Here is a 14275-nt window from a genome sequence, read left to right as displayed (position 1 = left end):
CACCCCCCGCCGCCATGACGGCCCAGCAGGAGTCCCGCTTCGACCAGGCCATCGCCCGCTACCAGCAGGGGGCAGCTCCGGAGGATCTGATCGATGAGTTCCTGCAGATCACGGCACAGGAACCGCGCCAGTCGGCAGGCTGGACCTGCCTGGCCTGGTTGCAGTTGCTGCTGGACCAGCCCCAGGCGGCGCTGCCCTCGGCCCGCCATGCGGTGAAACTCAATCCGCAGGACCCCCAGGCCCGCATCAACCTGAGCGTGGCGATGCTGGAGACCGGCGCCAAGGGGGTGCGGGAGCACATCGAGGTGGTGAAGCGCGTGATGCTGATGGCCCCCGAACTGGCCGGTGAACTGCAGGGCTCGATCGCCGATGGCCTGCAGCGGCGGCCGGGCTGGCAGGCCCTGGAGAAGGTGAAGGCCTGGCTCAGCTGAGTTCCGGCCTTTCCTGGGCAAGGGTTTCAAGCACGGTTTCGGCGATCCGCCGCGAGCCCCCCGGGGGCCCGACCCGCTCGACGGCCGCCTCGGCACAACGCGCCGGCAGGTCGGCGTCGGCCAGCAGGCGCAGGATCAAGTCGGCGGCCTCCTGAAGCTCGCCGCGCTCGGCCGGCCGCCGCCCGACGGTGTGAACCGTGGGACCCAGCAGCCGCATCTGGGATTCGGCGAAGGCGTAGCTGAACTGGGGACCTCGGCCCACCAGCTGCACCACCGGCCGCCCGAACCCCACCGCCTGCTCCACGGCGGTGCCGGCCATGCCCACCACCAGATCACTGGCGGCCAGGATCGACGCCAGGGCACCCGGCAGCAGCCGCACCTCCAGCGGGTCGGTGGCGGAGCGGAGCACCCCATCGGCAGGATCCAGTTGCCAGCCAAACGACGCCGCCAGGGGTGCCAGTTCCCGCCAGTGGGGGCTTTCCACCACGGCAACGAGGAAGCGCCAACGGCCATCCCCGGCCAGGCCCCCCAGCTGGCTGCAGAGCCGCAGCATCAGCACCAGGTTATGCAGGGCCTCCGGGAAGCGGCTGCCCGGCACCAGGGCCAGGGTGCGGGTCCCCTCCTGGCGGGCCACCTGGCCGGGGTCAGGGGCGGGCATGTCCATGATCGGGTAGCCGCGGAACAGGGCCTTGGCCAGTCCCTGGGCCTGGAGGTCGCGGGCGCTGAAGGCATCTCGGGTCAGCACCACCCGCACCCGCCGCCGCCGGCAGCACCAGCGGGTGAGGGCCGACAGCCGCAGCCGGCCCTCGTAAAAGCTCGAGGTGGACACCAGGAAGACCACCGTCGGGCGCCCGGTGAGCAGGGCGAAGACCAGCGGCACGTGGTCGCCGATGCTCACCACCAGGTCGTAGTGGCGTCCCTGGCGCCAGGCCGTCCAGAGCTGGGCCAGGCTCTGCTGCAGCCAGCCGGCCGCCAGATCCTTCCAGATGTTGAGGCCCTGGTACACCATGCCTCCGGACGGCAGGGTCCGGCCCTGGTGCAGGAGCGGCAGGCCCCGGCGGCCGTAGGCCGAGCCGGCGCCGACGATCGGCAGGGCCGCCAGTTCCAGCCCGGGTGAACACTGGCGCAGACCGTCCGCAATCAACCCCCCATTGAGATCCTCCCCATGACCGTTGCTGATCAGCAGGATCCTGGGAGCAGGGGAAAGGGGCACACGGGACACCAAGTCCGGTCGAGTTTAGGTTTGGGCACACCCGGGATTCCCGCCCCCTCCCGGCTCACCCCAACGGCATGAGCACCCCCGCCACGGGCCCCGCCGGCCAGCTGCGCCGCGTTCTCGACATCGTGCTGGTGGCCGACGTGTTCCTCGTGCTGGCCGGAGCCCTCTTCTTCGCGGTGGCGGTGGTGCTGCATGGCCAGCAGCTGGACGCCCCCCTGGAGCTCTTCCAGCGGCTGTGGCAACCGCTGTTCACCCCGGCCATCGGCCTGCTGATGGCGGCGGCGCTGCTCAGCGGCGCGCTGGGCTGGTGGCAGCGGCGAGGGCAGCGCTGAGGTCGGTGAAGTGGAAATGGAAGCCCTGGGCCACCAACCGCTCGGGCTTCACCTGCTGCCCCTCGAGCACCACCTTGGCGCCATCGCCGAGCAGCAGTTGCAGCAGGGGGCCCGGCACGGGCAGCAGGCTGGGTCGGCCGAGGACGCGGCCCAGGGTGGAGGCGAAGATCGCCATCCGGGTGGGCTCGGGGGCCACGGCGTTGTAGGGGCCGGCGTAGCTGCCATCCTCCAGGGCGGTGGCGATCAAGCGGCAGAGATCGTGGCGCTGGATCCAGCTCATCCATTGCTGGCCGCTGCCCACCGGCCCGCCGAACCCGGCCCGGAACACGGGCAGCATCTTGCCGAGGGCACCGCCGTCGGGGCCGAGGACGATGCCGATCCGCAACACCACCACGCGGCAGGCTTCGGGGGCGACCTGGGTGGCGGCTTCCCAGCGGGCGCAGAGCCGGCCAAGGAAATCGTCGCCCGGCGGGCTGGCCTCCGTGAAACAGCCCTCCAGGCTGGTGCCGTAATACCCCACGGCCGATCCGCTCACCAGCACGGAGGGGGGCGTGGCCAGGTTCGCCATCGCCAGCACCAGCTGCGTCGTGGTGACCAGGCGGCTGTCGAGCAGCCGCTGGCGATAGGCGGGGGTCCAGCGCTGGTCGGCGATCGACTCCCCGGCCAGGTTGACCACCCCATCGGCCGCGGCCAGCGCCTCGAGCAAGGGGGGCTGGCTCCAGCTGGCCGGCTCGGCTGGATCAAGGCAGAGATTGGTGATCCTGGGATCGGCCGCCTCGCTGTCAGGCCGGGGCCGGCGGCTCACCAGGGTGAGCTGGTGGCCGAGGTTGAGCAGGAACGGCACCAGCTCCCGGCCGATAAATCCCGTGCATCCGAGCAGAAGCAAGCGCATGCCCACGGGTCCATCGGAGTCCAGTGCCGAGGTTAGGTTCCGGCGGCCCTAACCTGGGTCGACCGTTCCTCCGCACGATGGTTGACTCCGCGCCTGCCGTTGCCCCGAGCCTCAAGAAGGGTGCCCTGGTGAGGGTGAACAGGGCGGCTTACACCAACAGCCTGGAGGCCGGCGCCAGTGATCCGGTGGCGCCCGCCTACCTGTTCGAGGGGCCTGGGGAGATCCTCGCCATCCAGGGGGGCTACGCCCAGTTGCGCTGGCGCCGGCCCGTGCCGGACGTGTGGCTGCGGCTCGACCAGCTCGAGGCGATGCCCGCCGCCTAGAGCTCGACCCGGCGCCGTTCCTCCTTCAGCCGGCTGCGGCGCAGCCTGGCTTCGCGCAGCATCTCCTTGCCGTCATGGAGGTAGCTGTCCACGTAGCCCATGGTGTAACGCTCCAGCTCCACCAGGGCGTCCTGCACCTGGCTGAGGCAGTGGTAGAGGCTGAGGCCGAACCCCCGGGCAGGCGCCGGGCAGGCCCGGGAGCGGTAGAGGGCCTCCACCTTCTCCATGCGCAGCCGGCTCTGGTCGAGGAAGGCGCAGAAGGACCCCATCAGCTCGTCGTCGTAGGGGTCGGCGGCCAGGGAGCGCAACTGGGCCGGGAAAGGATTGATCACCTGGCCGATCAACCGGTCGATCGGCACGTACACCTGCTGGAGCCAGCCCAGCAGCTCCTCGTCGCTGGCCGCCCCGGCGCCCCGGGTACGGCCCTGCGGCGCTCCGCTGCCCAGGCCGGCGCCGTGGTCGTAACGGCGGCGACGGTCGCCGTCCCTGAGCACTTCCCAGGCGGCATTGAGAGCCAGGATCGTGCGCTGATCGCCACCAGCATCCGGGTGATGCTGTTTGACCAGCGTGCGGTAGGCGGCCTTGATCTCAGCGGTGGTGGCCCCGGGGGGGACCCCGAGGGTGGCGTAGTGGTCGGCTGGGGTCCTGGCCATGCGCCGCAAGCGCCGTCTGGAACCAGCATCGCCGATGGGCCCGCCGGCCGGCGTCCCAAAAAAATGCCCCCCTGGAAAGGGGGGCACGGGGTTGTGAGGAAGCGTGAGGAGGAAGGAGCGCCCAGGCCAGGAGACCTGGAGGAGACCCAGAGGATCAGAACTTGAACTGGGTCTGGATCAGGCCGCCGAGCACGCTGCTCGACTGGCCCACGGTGGTGAACTGACCGTTGGGGCGGCTCAGGTAGAAGAGCGCCGGGGTCACGCTGATGTTGTCGGTGACCTGGAAGCGGTACCACCACTCCCAGGCGTAGTTGCCGTCCTGGGGGGTCTCACCGTTGCGCAGCGAGGTGGCGAACACCGGCTGACCCACGGCCATGCCGAGGGCGTTGCCCTTCATGAACGCGTCAGACCATTGCAGGCCGACGCTCCAGGACTGGCTGGCGGCGCGGTTGGTCGACTGGCTGAAGGTCGGGACCCGGTCAAAGCCGGTGGGAACGTTCACCGTGGTACCACCGATCCGAACCGCCTGGGTGAGGGGGTTCAGCTGGGGCTGGGTGAGGGCGTTGTAGCCCCAGCCCAGGTTGATGGAGGGGATCCAGCCGCTCTTCTTGGGCTGCCAGGCCAGGGTGGTGGCGAAGTTGTTGGTGTAGGAGGCGCTGTTGCCGAAATTCTCCGAACCCAGGAAGTTGTTGTTGATGTTGGTGCAGTCAACACCAGGCTGGGCGAACTGGGTGCCCCGGCGGAAGTTGGTTCCGCACTGGACGTAGCTCCAGGCGAAGGCGAAACGCCACTGCTTGCCTGCGATGCCGGCCTGGGTGGTCCAGGTGCCACCGCTGCGCTCCGTCAGCAGGCCTCCCTGGTTGGGGTTGCCGTTGTCACCGCGGGGGGCGACGTAGGCCGTGGAGATCGCGAAGAAGGGCTTGCCCTTCTTGACGTTCTGCTTCCACATCAGGCCGAAGGTGGAGCCGGTGGCTTTGTTGTAGGTGCCGGGAGCACCATGCAGGGTGAAGACATCCAGGATGCCGCCGTTATAGAACCAGGGCGTCACCGCCAGGAACTCGGTGTTCCGGGCCCGGGCACCGACCAGGGCGGTGAAGTCGCGGCCGATCGGGAAGCGGTAGTAGAGACGGTCGATGTTGACGACGTCAGCACCGCCGGTGGGAGAGAAGGCGCGGTCCAGCGCCATCAGGTTGTACGGCTGGCCGCCGAAGGGGCTGTTGTTGAAGTTGCCGCTGCGCAGACGGGTGTACAGCAGATCCTTACCGGTGAAGCTGGTGAGGAAGTTGAGGCGCAGGTCGTAGTTGAAGACCGTGCCACCCCAGTTGCGCCGGTTGTTGTTGGGGAAAGCGTTGACGGGCGCGTTCTGGTTCGTCGACGGGGCTAGGGCGCTGTTGGGGTTCGCTCCGAACGGCAGGAAGGCCGCGGTGTTCGGGTTGACCTGGTCGCCACCGAAGGAGTTGGCGCCGATCACGAAGACGGCATCACCCTGGAGCTTGGTGGTGGTGGAGAACTGGGTGGCTTCCAGCTCACCCACCTTGGCCTCCAGGCCATCCACCCGGCCGCGCAGCACGGCGAGTTCCTTCTCGAACTCGTCCATCAGGCGCTTGAGCTCGTCGGTCACTTCGGTGATCCGGTCGAGGCAGGCGTTCAGCAGGGCCGCCGCTTCGTAGCGGGTCATGGCCTGGCGGCCCTTGAAGGTGCCGTCCGGGTAGCCGGCGACGCAGCCGTAGCGCTCGACCAGGTTGGAAAGGGCCTGGAACGCCCAGTCGGTGGGCTTGACGTCGGAAAACTGGTTGACGCTGGTGACCTGGTTCTGGGCTTCCCAGGCCTTGAAGCTGTCGATGTTCTGCTGGTCCATATAGGTGGAGATCTCCGCCCTCTGGGAGGGAGAGATTTCACCGGCGGACGCAGCCAGCGGCGACAGCAGCCCAAGGGCCACCGGCGCCAGCAGAAGTTGCTGGAAGGGTTTCATTGGTCCTCACACCAAAAAGAGGAATCCCCCAAGGGGGACGGCGCAAAGGTATAGGAATCCCTGCCAGGAGCCCGAGGGCCTCAGCACACCGGCTGGTATTGCAGCTGACATGGACGCCCGGATGATCCTTGCCTTCAGGGAGTGGGGTGGCGGTAAAGGGAAAGGACAGGGCAAGGGCCAGACGGGGCAGGCGTTGCCAGCACCTGGGAGCGGAGAAAGCCCCCGCGAAGGGGGGGACGGCGCGCTGTGAGGAAAGGGGCCCAAGGGGGCCCCAGAGGATCAGAACCGGAACTGGGTCTGGATCAGGCCGCCAAGCACGCTGCTGGACTGGCCGGCGGTGGTGAACTGGCCGTTGGGACGGCTCAGATAGAACAGGGCCGGGGTCACGCTGATGTTGTCGGTGACCTGGAACTTGTACCACCACTCCCAGACAAAGTTGCCGTCCTGGGGCGTCTCACCGTTGCGCAGCGAGGTGGTGAACACCGGCTGGCCCACCGCCATGCCGGCTTCGTTGCCCTTGGCGAACACATCGGACCACTGCAGGCCCACGCTCCAGGACTGGCTGGCGCCCCGGTTGGCCGACTGGTTGAAGGTCGGCACCGTGTCGAATGTCGGCACCCGCACCGCGGTCGCTCCTCGGCCAATCGTGAGGGTCTGGGGATTCAGCTGGGGCTGGGTCATGGCGTTGTAGCCCCAGCCCAGGCTGATGGAGGGGATCCAGCTGCTGGTCTTGGGACGCCACGCGAAGGTGGTGGCGAAGTTGTTGGAGTAGGAGGCGTTGGTGCCGAAGTTCTCCGAACCCAGGAAGTTGTTGGTGATGCTGGTGCAGCCCACCGCCGGTTGGGCGAAGGAGGTGCCACGGCGGAAGTTCTGGCCGCACTGGACGTAGCTCCAGGCGACGGCGAAACGCCATTGCTTGCCGGCGATGCCGGCCTGGGTCGTCCAGGTGCCGCGGCTGCGCTCGTTCAGCAGACCCCCCTGGTTGGGGTTGCCGTTGTCGGCGACAGGGGCGACGTAAGCCGTGGAGACCGCGAAGTAAGGCCTGCCCTTCGAAACGTTCTGCTTCCACATCAGGCCGAAGGTGGAACCGGTGGCCTTGTTGTAGGCGCCGGGGGCACCGTGCAGCGTGAAGACGTCGAGAATTTCGGACTTGTAGAACCAGGGGGAAATGGCCAGGAACTCGGTCGCCCGGGCCTTCGGGCCGATCATGGCGGTGAAGTCGCGGCCGATCGGGAAGCGGTAGTAGAGACGGTCGATGAAGACGGTGTCGGCCCCGGCCGTGGGCGAGGAGAGCTTGTCCAGCGCCATCAGGTTGTAAGGCTGGCCGCCAAAGGGGCTGTTGTTGGCGTTGCCGCTGCGCAGACGGGTGTACAGCAGGTCCTTGCCGGTGAAGCTGGTGAGGAAGTTGAGGCGGACGTCGTAGTTGAACACCGTGGCGCCCCAGTTGCGCCGGTTGTTGGCCGGGAAGGCGTTGGCCGCCGCCGCGGGGATGCCCGGGGCTGGATTCGGCAGGCTCTGGTTGCCACCGAAGCTGTTGGCGCCGATCACGAAGGTGGCTTCGCCCTGCAGCTTGGTGGTGGTGGAGAACTGGGTGGCTTCCAGCTCACCCACCTTGGCCTCCAGGCCATCCACCCGGCCGCGCAGCACGGCGAGTTCCTTCTCGAACTCGTCCATCAGGCGCTTCAGCTCGTCGGTCACTTCGGTGATCCGGTCGAGGCAGGCGTTCAGCAGGGCCGCCGCTTCATAGCGGGTCATGGCCTGGCCGCCCTTGTAGGTGCCGTTCGGGTAGCCGGCGACGCAGCCGTAGCGCTCGATCAGGTTCGAGAGGGCCTGGAAGGCCCAGTCGGTGGGCTTGACGTCGGAAAACTGGTTGATGCTGGTGACCTGCTCCTGGCTCTGTCCCGTCGCACTCCTGGCGTAGCGGTTGACGGCCTCCAGGTTCAGCTCACCGGCGCTGGCCGCGAGCGGGGCCAGGGGGGCCAGCAGGCCGGCGGTGGCAACCGGAATCAGGTGACGCAGGGGGAGGGCCATGGAGGAGATGGTCTGGATGAAGAAAGGAATCGGAAGGGCCGGACGGACCGGCTCGATAGATCAATCCTGATAACGATAATTGTTATCAACAGGACGTCCAGGGATTGTGGGCCGCTTGGGCTGCTGTCCGGGCCGCTGTCGCTTCAGCCCTCACCGCCCTCCCCGCCTTCACCGCCTTCGCCACCCTCGTCGTGGTACTTCACGGCCCCACTGCCTGACTCTTGCTGGCCCGCGGCAGGGGAGGACTGGTTGTCGGAATCGGGCGCCTTGGCGCACCCTGCCGCCATCCCCGCAACCAGTCCGGTAGTGGCCAGAAACAGGGCGATGCTGGTGCGGCGCTGGGGCATGGGGGATCGGGGGGCGGATGCTGCCGAGTGTGCAGCGTTCCGCCCACCGGGTCCGCCTCCAAAGGGACCGGCGCCGGTGCCTTTGGTCACGTCGTCCGGTGCCGCAGGCCCGCCGGCACCGCGCTCGACGGGTGGACAGTGACGGAACCCGTCCGCCGAGCCATCGTGAACCGAGCGACCCGATCGACCCCCTGGGGCCGGACCCGGACCCTGGCCCTGAGCCTGCCCTTGTGTCTGGGCCTGGCCACTGCCGGTTGCGGCAGTTCCGCCCGGACGGAGACACCGACGCCCCAGGCCGTGGTGAAGAGCTTCGTCGATACGGTGGTGCAACCCAACTACAGCCAGCTGGTGGCGCAGACGGCGACCCTCCAGGAGGCGATCGCCCGCCTCACGGATCAACCCTCCGAGGCCCATCTCAAGGCGGCACGTCAAGCCTGGCTGGACGCCCGCCGGACCTGGGAAACCAGTGAGAGCTGGGCGTTCGGCCCGGCGGAAACGGAAGGCTTCGACGGGGCGATGGACGACTGGCCCGTGAATCGCAAGGATCTGGGCACCGCCCTGGGCGGCGGCACCTTCACGCCCGCCACCTTCGCGGCCCTCAGCGACACCGCCAAGGGGTTCCACGGCATCGAATGGGTGCTCTATGGCGGTCGGACCGGCACACCGCCCACGGCAGCCCAGCTCACCCCCAACGATCTGGCCTACCTGCGGCTGGCCGCCGAGGATCTGCATCGTCAGGCCGAGGGACTGCTGGCCAGCTGGTCGGGGCCCCAGGGCTTCGGGGCCCGCATCAGTTCCCCCGCTGAGGCGGGGACGGCCGTGCAGGAGATGCTCCAGGGGGTGATTGGTCTGCTCCAGGAGGAGGGTGACGAAAAGCTCGGCCAGCCGCTCAAGACCCGCGATCCCCACACCCTGGAAAGCGCCGACAGCGGCAACACCCGGGCGGACCTGCTGGCGAATGTGGAGGGGGCCCGGCGCGTGCTGCTGAGCACCGGCCTGCTGGAGCTGATCCGCCGCCGTGACGCAGCCCTCGGCCAGCAGATCGATGCCCAGACCGCCCGGGCGGTGGCTCTGGCCAAGGCCCTGCCGGATCCCATCAACGACCACCTCGACGATCCGACCTCCCGCCAGGCGATGGAGGATCTGATCAACCAGCTGCACAGCACGGCGAAGCTGGTGGAGCGATCGGTGCCCCTGCTGTCGTGATGTCCCGTCCCCAGCGGAGTCTGCGGCTCGCCCTGCTGGCGCTGCTGGCACTGGCCTTGGTGCTCGGGCTCGGTCTGCGGCAGGTGTGGGGAGCCGCCGATCCCCGCCAGGCCGCCGGCGCGATGACGGTGGCCAACCGCACCTCGGCCTCCTTCGAGCAGCCCGCCGCCGGTCTCACTCCGGCGGAGCTGGAGCGCCACCAGGTGGCCGACGTTCTCTTCGATCGCACCCATGTGCCCCTGGAGGGCCCCGCCGGGGCGGGTCTGGGTCCCCGCTTCAACGCCTCCTCCTGCGTCGCCTGCCATGTGCGCAACGGCCGGGGCCGGCCGCTGATGGGCGAATCCCTGGTGCGGGTGGCCCAGATGGATGGGCAGCCAGTCCCCGGCCTTGGCCACCAGGTGCGGGACCGCGCCGTGCTCGGCGCCCGGCCGGATGCGGCCGTGATGGTGGGATGGCAGGAGCGGGATGGCCTGCGCCGGCCGGAGATCCGGCTCGAGGCAGGGGCGTCCCTGGAACTCTCCGAGCCTGCGGTGGCCCGCTCCCTGCGGGTGGCGCCGCCCCTGATCGGCCTGGGCCTGCTGGAGGCCGTGCCGGATTCGGTGATCCTGGCGCGCGCTGATCCCGACGACAGGGACGGCGACGGGATCTCCGGCCGGCCCCACTGGCTGAAGGAAGGGGACGGGAAGCCGCAGCTGGGGCGCTTCGGCTGGAAGGCGATCGCCGCCACGGTGCGCGATCAGACCGCCGACGCCTTCCTGAACGACATGGGCCTCACCTCACCGGCTCGGGCGGACGGTGCGCGGGTGGTCGACATCACGGAGCGGGAGCTGACCCTCGTGACTTACTACAGCCAGACCCTGGGCGCCCCTCGCACCGCCCTGCCCGTCTCCAGTCCGGTGGTCCAAAGGGGTCGGGAGCTGTTCGACACCCTGGCCTGCGCCCGCTGCCATGTGCCGCAGCTGGCCACCGGCCGTTCTCCCGAGGCGGTAGCTGGGGTGATCAATGGCCAGACGATCTGGCCCTACACCGATCTGCTGCTGCACGACATGGGCGCCGGCCTCGACGATGGGGTGGCAGAGAAGGGGGTCCCGGGGCGTGAATGGCGCACGGCGCCGCTCTGGGGCATCGGTCTGGCCCAGCGAGTGAACGGGTCGGTGGGGTTCCTCCACGATGGCCGGGCCCGCACCCTCGAGGAGGCGATTCTCTGGCACGGTGGGGAGGCCGCCGCCGCCCGGGATCGCTTCATGGCCCTCTCCCCGCAGCAGCGCGACTGGCTGCTGGGCTGGCTGGCCCAGCTCTGAGCGATGCGCTTCCAGATCGCATCGCTCCTGCCCCCTGAGCAGGTCACCGCCTGGCGCGATCGGCTGCTGGCGGACGGGACCGACTGGCGGCCGGGCCAGGAGACCGCCGGATGGCATGCCCGCTCGGTCAAGCACAACCGGCAGCTGCTGCGCAGCGATCCGCTGCATCAGGACCTGGCGCCGCAAGTTAGCCAGGCTCTGCTGGCCCATCCCCTGGTGGCTTCGGCGGCGCTGCCGCGGCGCCTCCATGGCCTGCTTTTCAGCCGGACCGGACTGGGTCAGCGCTATGGCCGCCATGTCGACAACGCCTTCATGGCCGACGGGCGCTCCGACCTCTCCTTCACCCTCTTCCTCTCGGAGGCCGGCAGCTTCCGGGGCGGCGCCCTGGTGCTGGAGTTTCCCCATGGTGAGGAGGCGATCCGCCTCGGTGCCGGGGATGTGATCCTTTACCCAAGCACCCTGCGGCACCGGGTGGATCCGGTGACGAAGGGAGAACGGCTCGTCTGCGTGGGCTGGATCCAGAGCCGTGTGCGCAGTGCCGAGCAGCGGGAGCTGCTGTTTGAGCTCGATACCGCGCGGCGGCTGCTGTTCCAGGATCAGGGCAAGAGCGAAGCCTTCGATCTGCTCTGCCGCTCCTACGGCAACCTGCTGCGGATGTGGGGCGAATGAAGCCTGTCGGCGGAACCTGTTCGGATGGATCAGAGCGCGAACAGGGCGTCGTAGCGGCTGTACTCCGGTTTGCGCAGGCCACCGGCCGCCAGCATCCGCCGCAGCTGGGTGATCTCGGCGCGCTGGGCCACGATCACGTTCCGGGCGAAGCGCCGGATCGTGGGGTTGGTGCTCTTGGCCAGGGCGTCGTGGGCCATCATCAGCGCCCCGCCGTGGTGGTGGAGCATCCCCTCCAGGAACCAGACGACGCGGCTGTCCGGGGTGGGAGCCTCGCCCATCATGCGCATCCCGTCGATCTGGGCCTGGCCCATACGGGTGAGGCCGGTGATGCTGTTGGGATCGCCGTCTTTGGCCAGGGCCACCGGATACACGGGAGCCTGGGGATACCAGGCCTTGCGCCACAGCCCCATGGCCCGGATCTCGCTGGCCTGATCACGCCAGATGGTCTTGCCCAGGGCCCCCACTCCGCGAGACCCGATGCCGAAGACGAACTCGCTCATCCGCAGGGCGCCGGTGTGGTGCTGCACCATCCCGTCGATGAAGCGCAGGTCGTAGGTGGCACCGGCGGGACCGACGTCGTGGGCGTGGCCGCTGTGCCCGGGAGTTGCTCCGGCAGGGGCCGGCTGGTTCGGGGCGGCGTGATCGTGATGGTCGTGGTGCATGCCGCCGTGATCCTGCGCGGGGGCGGGCGCCGCCAGGGTCAGGGCGCCAAGAACCCCGAGCACGGCGGTGGCGAAACGGCAGCGGGGCATGGCGGGACCAGAACTGAAAGCACCGTATGGTCTCCACCCGGCTGGAGAGTCAAGACGTCCCGTACCAGCTGCGGTACCACTGGGCCATCTGCTCGATCTCCTGGCTCTGGGCCGTCACCATCGCCTGCTCCAGGGCCTGCAACTGGGGATGCTGGCTGTTGGTCTGGGCCATCGAGGCCATCATCACGCCCATGCGGTGGTGGGGAATCATCTGTTCGATGAAGGCGCGATCGAAATCCGAGGCGTTCTTCAGCCAGGCGACATCGGTGCCCGTTCCCCCCAAGCCACCCATCCCCATCATTCCCATGCCGCCGCCGTGGCCCATCGCTCCACCCCACGCCGGCACGGAGCCACCGAACCACTGGCGGTACCAGGTGCGCATCTGGGCGTTCTCCTGTGTCTGGCTGTCCTTGATGCTGCGGGCCAGGGCCTTGATCTCCGGCCTCCTGGCCCGGCCCAGGGCCAGATCCGCCATGGCGATGGCTCCGTCGTGGTGGGGGATCATCATCACGATGAAGTGCTGATCCATCGGCTGGCCGCCCATGAGGCTGTGACCCATTCCGCTCCCCATGGGAGCAGCAACGGTGGGTGGATCTGCCAGCGCTGGTATCCCCAGCACCAGACACAGAGCACCCAGCCCTGCGACGGCGGCCAACCGGCGCGCCGTCGCCCGTGTGTGGACGCCGCTGGATCGAGCCTTGTCCATCCGCTGTGCTCCCTTGCTTGTGCCTGTCTTCAGCATGGGAAGGCCGCCGGGAGCCGGTGGGGGTCCTGCACAGGGCTTCACCTTCGGGCCCCGTGGCATGGCTGAACGCCGCCGCGCGCGATCAGACCCGCAGGTTCGGGCAGATCACATCCCTTTCCTTGGCCGGATCGCTCTGCCAGCCGGCCAGCAGGCCCTGGAGTTCCTGCCTGAGCTGCCCCAGCTCCTCGATCTGGGCATCGATCCGCCCGATCTGCCGCTCCAGCTGGATCTGGATGTCAGTGCAGGGCAGATCCCCGGCGTCGTGAACCGTCAGGCAGCCCTGGATTTCCTCCAGGCTGAGCCCGAGGGTCTTGAGCCGGCGGATGAACTCGAGGCGCCGCAGGCTCTCCTCCGCAAACAGCCGGTAGCCGCCCTCACTGCGGCCGATGGCCGGCAGCAGACCCAGATCCTCGTAGTAACGCAGGGTCTTGACGGGCAATCCGCTGCGCCCAGCCAGCACCCCGATCTTCATGCCGGTCTTGATGCCGACGGCCGCCATGGAAGTGACTCTCCACCCCTGTGGAGACCATACCGGCGGCGAGGGCTTCCGGCCGCCTCGATGGCGCCACTCGCTCCGCTCAGTCCTTTCCGTCAGCCAGTTTCGCTGCAGCATCACTGACCTTCTGGGCCACGGCCTTGGCGCCATCCTTCAGATCTTCGGCAGCGTTCATGGCGGAGGCCTGAACCTGTTTGGCCTTGCCCTTGAGTTGGTGACCAGTGTCGCCGGTCAGTTCACCCAGGGCCGATTCGAGTTTGCCCTCAGCATCCTTGGCGGCGGCGTCAGCTTTGTTGGACATGGTTCTCGTGGCGAGGGGAATCAGCAGCGTTGCGATCCCGGAGGCCAGGATCTTGGATGACAGAACGTTGTCGTCCGTCGGCTGCTGCTGTTCCAACCTAGGGATGGCAGAACGACCTGCGTGTGAATCCTTGGGCGGAATTCAAGGGAAGACTGGCCAGTCCAGCCATGGTCTGGTTCGGTATGGACCAGATGCCATCTTCTGCGTCGACCTGCATCAGCCTGGCCGCAGATCTGCCTCTGTTCGGGCACTCTTTTCAATGTTTCTGAATGGTTCGCCTGAACGGAAACCCCTGTGAAAGAGTGGTTTCAGCAGGGTGGAACCATGGCGAAGCCGCTGATCACTGCCGGCATGGGATCGATGCCCTCCCCTGACGGGGTCGCGTTTCGGGTCTGGGCTCCCCATGCCGAGCATGTCTCCGTCATCGGCTCCTTCAACGATTGGGATGGCGACGCCCATCCGATGGCATCCGAACCGCGTGGTTTCTGGTCCGTTCATGTGGAAGGCGCCAGGATCGGCGACCAATACAAGTATCAGCTCGCGACACCGTGGGGGGTGATCAAGCGGATTGATCCCTATGCCCGTGAGGTCACAAACTCGGTTGG

The 14275-nt window shown here is 68.3% G+C and carries 16 protein-coding genes and 1 pseudogene; 7 read left to right on the top strand and 10 right to left on the bottom strand.

The window, feature by feature from the left end; translation table 11 throughout:
• Positions 1–14 precede the first annotated feature (14 nt).
• Complete coding sequence (locus KBZ04_RS06590; RefSeq protein ID WP_254991146.1) at positions 15–431, top strand: hypothetical protein; 417 nt, start codon at positions 15–17, stop codon at positions 429–431.
• Here KBZ04_RS06590 and KBZ04_RS06585 read toward each other — a convergent pair.
• Positions 424–1644 carry a lipid-A-disaccharide synthase-related protein gene (locus KBZ04_RS06585; protein WP_254991145.1) on the bottom strand — a complete coding sequence of 407 codons (1221 nt, stop codon included), beginning with the start codon at positions 1642–1644 and terminating at the stop codon, positions 424–426. The genes KBZ04_RS06590 and KBZ04_RS06585 overlap by 8 nt on opposite strands.
• A 77-nt stretch (positions 1645–1721) precedes the next feature.
• On the opposite strand from KBZ04_RS06585, the gene KBZ04_RS06580 reads away from it, so the two are divergent.
• A complete protein-coding gene (locus KBZ04_RS06580; RefSeq protein WP_254991144.1) occupies positions 1722–1982 on the top strand; it encodes a hypothetical protein in 261 nt (86 codons plus the stop codon).
• Here KBZ04_RS06580 and KBZ04_RS06575 read toward each other — a convergent pair.
• The gene (locus KBZ04_RS06575) at positions 1939–2874 is read right to left on the bottom strand and encodes a TIGR01777 family oxidoreductase (protein ID WP_254991143.1); all 936 of its coding nucleotides are present in this window, start codon (positions 2872–2874) and stop codon (positions 1939–1941) included. The genes KBZ04_RS06580 and KBZ04_RS06575 overlap by 44 nt on opposite strands.
• A 77-nt stretch (positions 2875–2951) precedes the next feature.
• On the opposite strand from KBZ04_RS06575, the gene KBZ04_RS06570 reads away from it, so the two are divergent.
• Complete coding sequence (locus KBZ04_RS06570; RefSeq protein ID WP_254991142.1) at positions 2952–3197, top strand: NAD(P)H-quinone oxidoreductase subunit O; 246 nt, start codon at positions 2952–2954, stop codon at positions 3195–3197.
• Here KBZ04_RS06570 and KBZ04_RS06565 read toward each other — a convergent pair.
• The 4 genes from KBZ04_RS06565 to KBZ04_RS06550 all read right to left on the bottom strand — a co-directional run bounded on the left by KBZ04_RS06565 (position 3194) and on the right by KBZ04_RS06550 (position 8200).
• Positions 3194–3850 (bottom strand): J domain-containing protein, encoded by a 657-nt coding sequence (locus KBZ04_RS06565; protein WP_254991141.1) that lies wholly within the window; start codon positions 3848–3850, stop codon positions 3194–3196. The two genes, KBZ04_RS06570 and KBZ04_RS06565, sit on opposite strands and share 4 nt — an antisense overlap.
• Positions 3851–4004: 154 nt before the next feature.
• The gene (locus KBZ04_RS06560) at positions 4005–5822 is read right to left on the bottom strand and encodes an iron uptake porin (RefSeq protein WP_254991139.1); all 1818 of its coding nucleotides are present in this window, start codon (positions 5820–5822) and stop codon (positions 4005–4007) included.
• A gap of 279 nt (positions 5823–6101) precedes the next feature.
• A complete protein-coding gene (locus KBZ04_RS06555) occupies positions 6102–7853 on the bottom strand; it encodes an iron uptake porin (protein ID WP_254991138.1) in 1752 nt (583 codons plus the stop codon).
• A 143-nt stretch (positions 7854–7996) separates the two neighbouring features.
• Entirely contained in the window at positions 7997–8200 is a 204-nt protein-coding gene (locus KBZ04_RS06550; protein ID WP_254991137.1) for a hypothetical protein, read from the bottom strand.
• Between the two features lie 165 nt (positions 8201–8365).
• On the opposite strand from KBZ04_RS06550, the gene KBZ04_RS06545 reads away from it, so the two are divergent.
• Genes KBZ04_RS06545 through KBZ04_RS06535 form a run of 3 tightly spaced genes read left to right on the top strand, consistent with a single transcriptional unit; the run spans position 8366 to position 11376 of the window.
• Positions 8366–9406, top strand: coding sequence for an imelysin family protein (locus KBZ04_RS06545; RefSeq protein WP_254991136.1), 1041 nt, complete (start codon positions 8366–8368; stop codon positions 9404–9406).
• Positions 9406–10707 (top strand): di-heme oxidoredictase family protein, encoded by a 1302-nt coding sequence (locus tag KBZ04_RS06540; RefSeq protein WP_254991135.1) that lies wholly within the window; start codon positions 9406–9408, stop codon positions 10705–10707. Before KBZ04_RS06545 ends, KBZ04_RS06540 begins: the two co-directional genes overlap by 1 nt.
• 3 nt (positions 10708–10710) lie before the next feature.
• Complete coding sequence (locus tag KBZ04_RS06535) at positions 10711–11376, top strand: Fe2+-dependent dioxygenase (RefSeq protein ID WP_254991134.1); 666 nt, start codon at positions 10711–10713, stop codon at positions 11374–11376.
• A gap of 29 nt (positions 11377–11405) precedes the next feature.
• On the opposite strand, the gene KBZ04_RS06530 is transcribed toward KBZ04_RS06535, so the two are convergent.
• From KBZ04_RS06530 to KBZ04_RS06515, 4 genes are all read right to left on the bottom strand, one after another.
• On the bottom strand, positions 11406–12128 hold the full coding sequence (locus KBZ04_RS06530; protein WP_254991133.1) for a DUF305 domain-containing protein: 723 nt from the start codon (positions 12126–12128) through the stop codon (positions 11406–11408).
• A gap of 49 nt (positions 12129–12177) precedes the next feature.
• The gene (locus tag KBZ04_RS06525) at positions 12178–12687 is read right to left on the bottom strand and encodes a DUF305 domain-containing protein (protein ID WP_254991132.1); all 510 of its coding nucleotides are present in this window, start codon (positions 12685–12687) and stop codon (positions 12178–12180) included.
• A gap of 268 nt (positions 12688–12955) precedes the next feature.
• A complete protein-coding gene (locus KBZ04_RS06520; protein WP_254991131.1) occupies positions 12956–13372 on the bottom strand; it encodes a heavy metal-responsive transcriptional regulator in 417 nt (138 codons plus the stop codon).
• A 79-nt stretch (positions 13373–13451) separates the two neighbouring features.
• Complete coding sequence (locus KBZ04_RS06515) at positions 13452–13766, bottom strand: CsbD family protein (RefSeq protein WP_254991130.1); 315 nt, start codon at positions 13764–13766, stop codon at positions 13452–13454.
• Between the two features lie 228 nt (positions 13767–13994).
• Here KBZ04_RS06515 and KBZ04_RS06510 point away from each other — a divergent pair.
• Positions 13995–14275: pseudogene (locus tag KBZ04_RS06510) on the top strand (hypothetical protein); the annotation flags it as partial.

Origin of the sequence: Cyanobium sp. N5-Cardenillas (genome assembly GCF_024345515.1) — a bacterium.
Lineage (GTDB): Bacteria > Cyanobacteriota > Cyanobacteriia > PCC-6307 > Cyanobiaceae > Cyanobium.
Note: the sequence above shows the minus strand (reverse complement) of the source record. Positions and strands in the feature narration are given on the sequence as shown.

Coding starts and splice junctions, on each gene's coding strand:
- KBZ04_RS06580 (WP_254991144.1), top strand. CDS start 1,722: ATGAGCACCCCCGCCACGGGCCCCGCCGGCCAGCTGCGCCGCGTTCTC.
- KBZ04_RS06535 (WP_254991134.1), top strand. CDS start 10,711: ATGCGCTTCCAGATCGCATCGCTCCTGCCCCCTGAGCAGGTCACCGCC.
- KBZ04_RS06550 (WP_254991137.1), bottom strand. CDS start 8,200: ATGCCCCAGCGCCGCACCAGCATCGCCCTGTTTCTGGCCACTACCGGA.
- KBZ04_RS06520 (WP_254991131.1), bottom strand. CDS start 13,372: ATGGCGGCCGTCGGCATCAAGACCGGCATGAAGATCGGGGTGCTGGCT.
- KBZ04_RS06530 (WP_254991133.1), bottom strand. CDS start 12,128: ATGCCCCGCTGCCGTTTCGCCACCGCCGTGCTCGGGGTTCTTGGCGCC.
- KBZ04_RS06555 (WP_254991138.1), bottom strand. CDS start 7,853: ATGGCCCTCCCCCTGCGTCACCTGATTCCGGTTGCCACCGCCGGCCTG.
- KBZ04_RS06590 (WP_254991146.1), top strand. CDS start 15: ATGACGGCCCAGCAGGAGTCCCGCTTCGACCAGGCCATCGCCCGCTAC.
- KBZ04_RS06575 (WP_254991143.1), bottom strand. CDS start 2,874: ATGCGCTTGCTTCTGCTCGGATGCACGGGATTTATCGGCCGGGAGCTG.
- KBZ04_RS06570 (WP_254991142.1), top strand. CDS start 2,952: ATGGTTGACTCCGCGCCTGCCGTTGCCCCGAGCCTCAAGAAGGGTGCC.
- KBZ04_RS06565 (WP_254991141.1), bottom strand. CDS start 3,850: ATGGCCAGGACCCCAGCCGACCACTACGCCACCCTCGGGGTCCCCCCC.
- KBZ04_RS06560 (WP_254991139.1), bottom strand. CDS start 5,822: ATGAAACCCTTCCAGCAACTTCTGCTGGCGCCGGTGGCCCTTGGGCTG.
- KBZ04_RS06540 (WP_254991135.1), top strand. CDS start 9,406: ATGTCCCGTCCCCAGCGGAGTCTGCGGCTCGCCCTGCTGGCGCTGCTG.
- KBZ04_RS06525 (WP_254991132.1), bottom strand. CDS start 12,687: ATGGGTCACAGCCTCATGGGCGGCCAGCCGATGGATCAGCACTTCATC.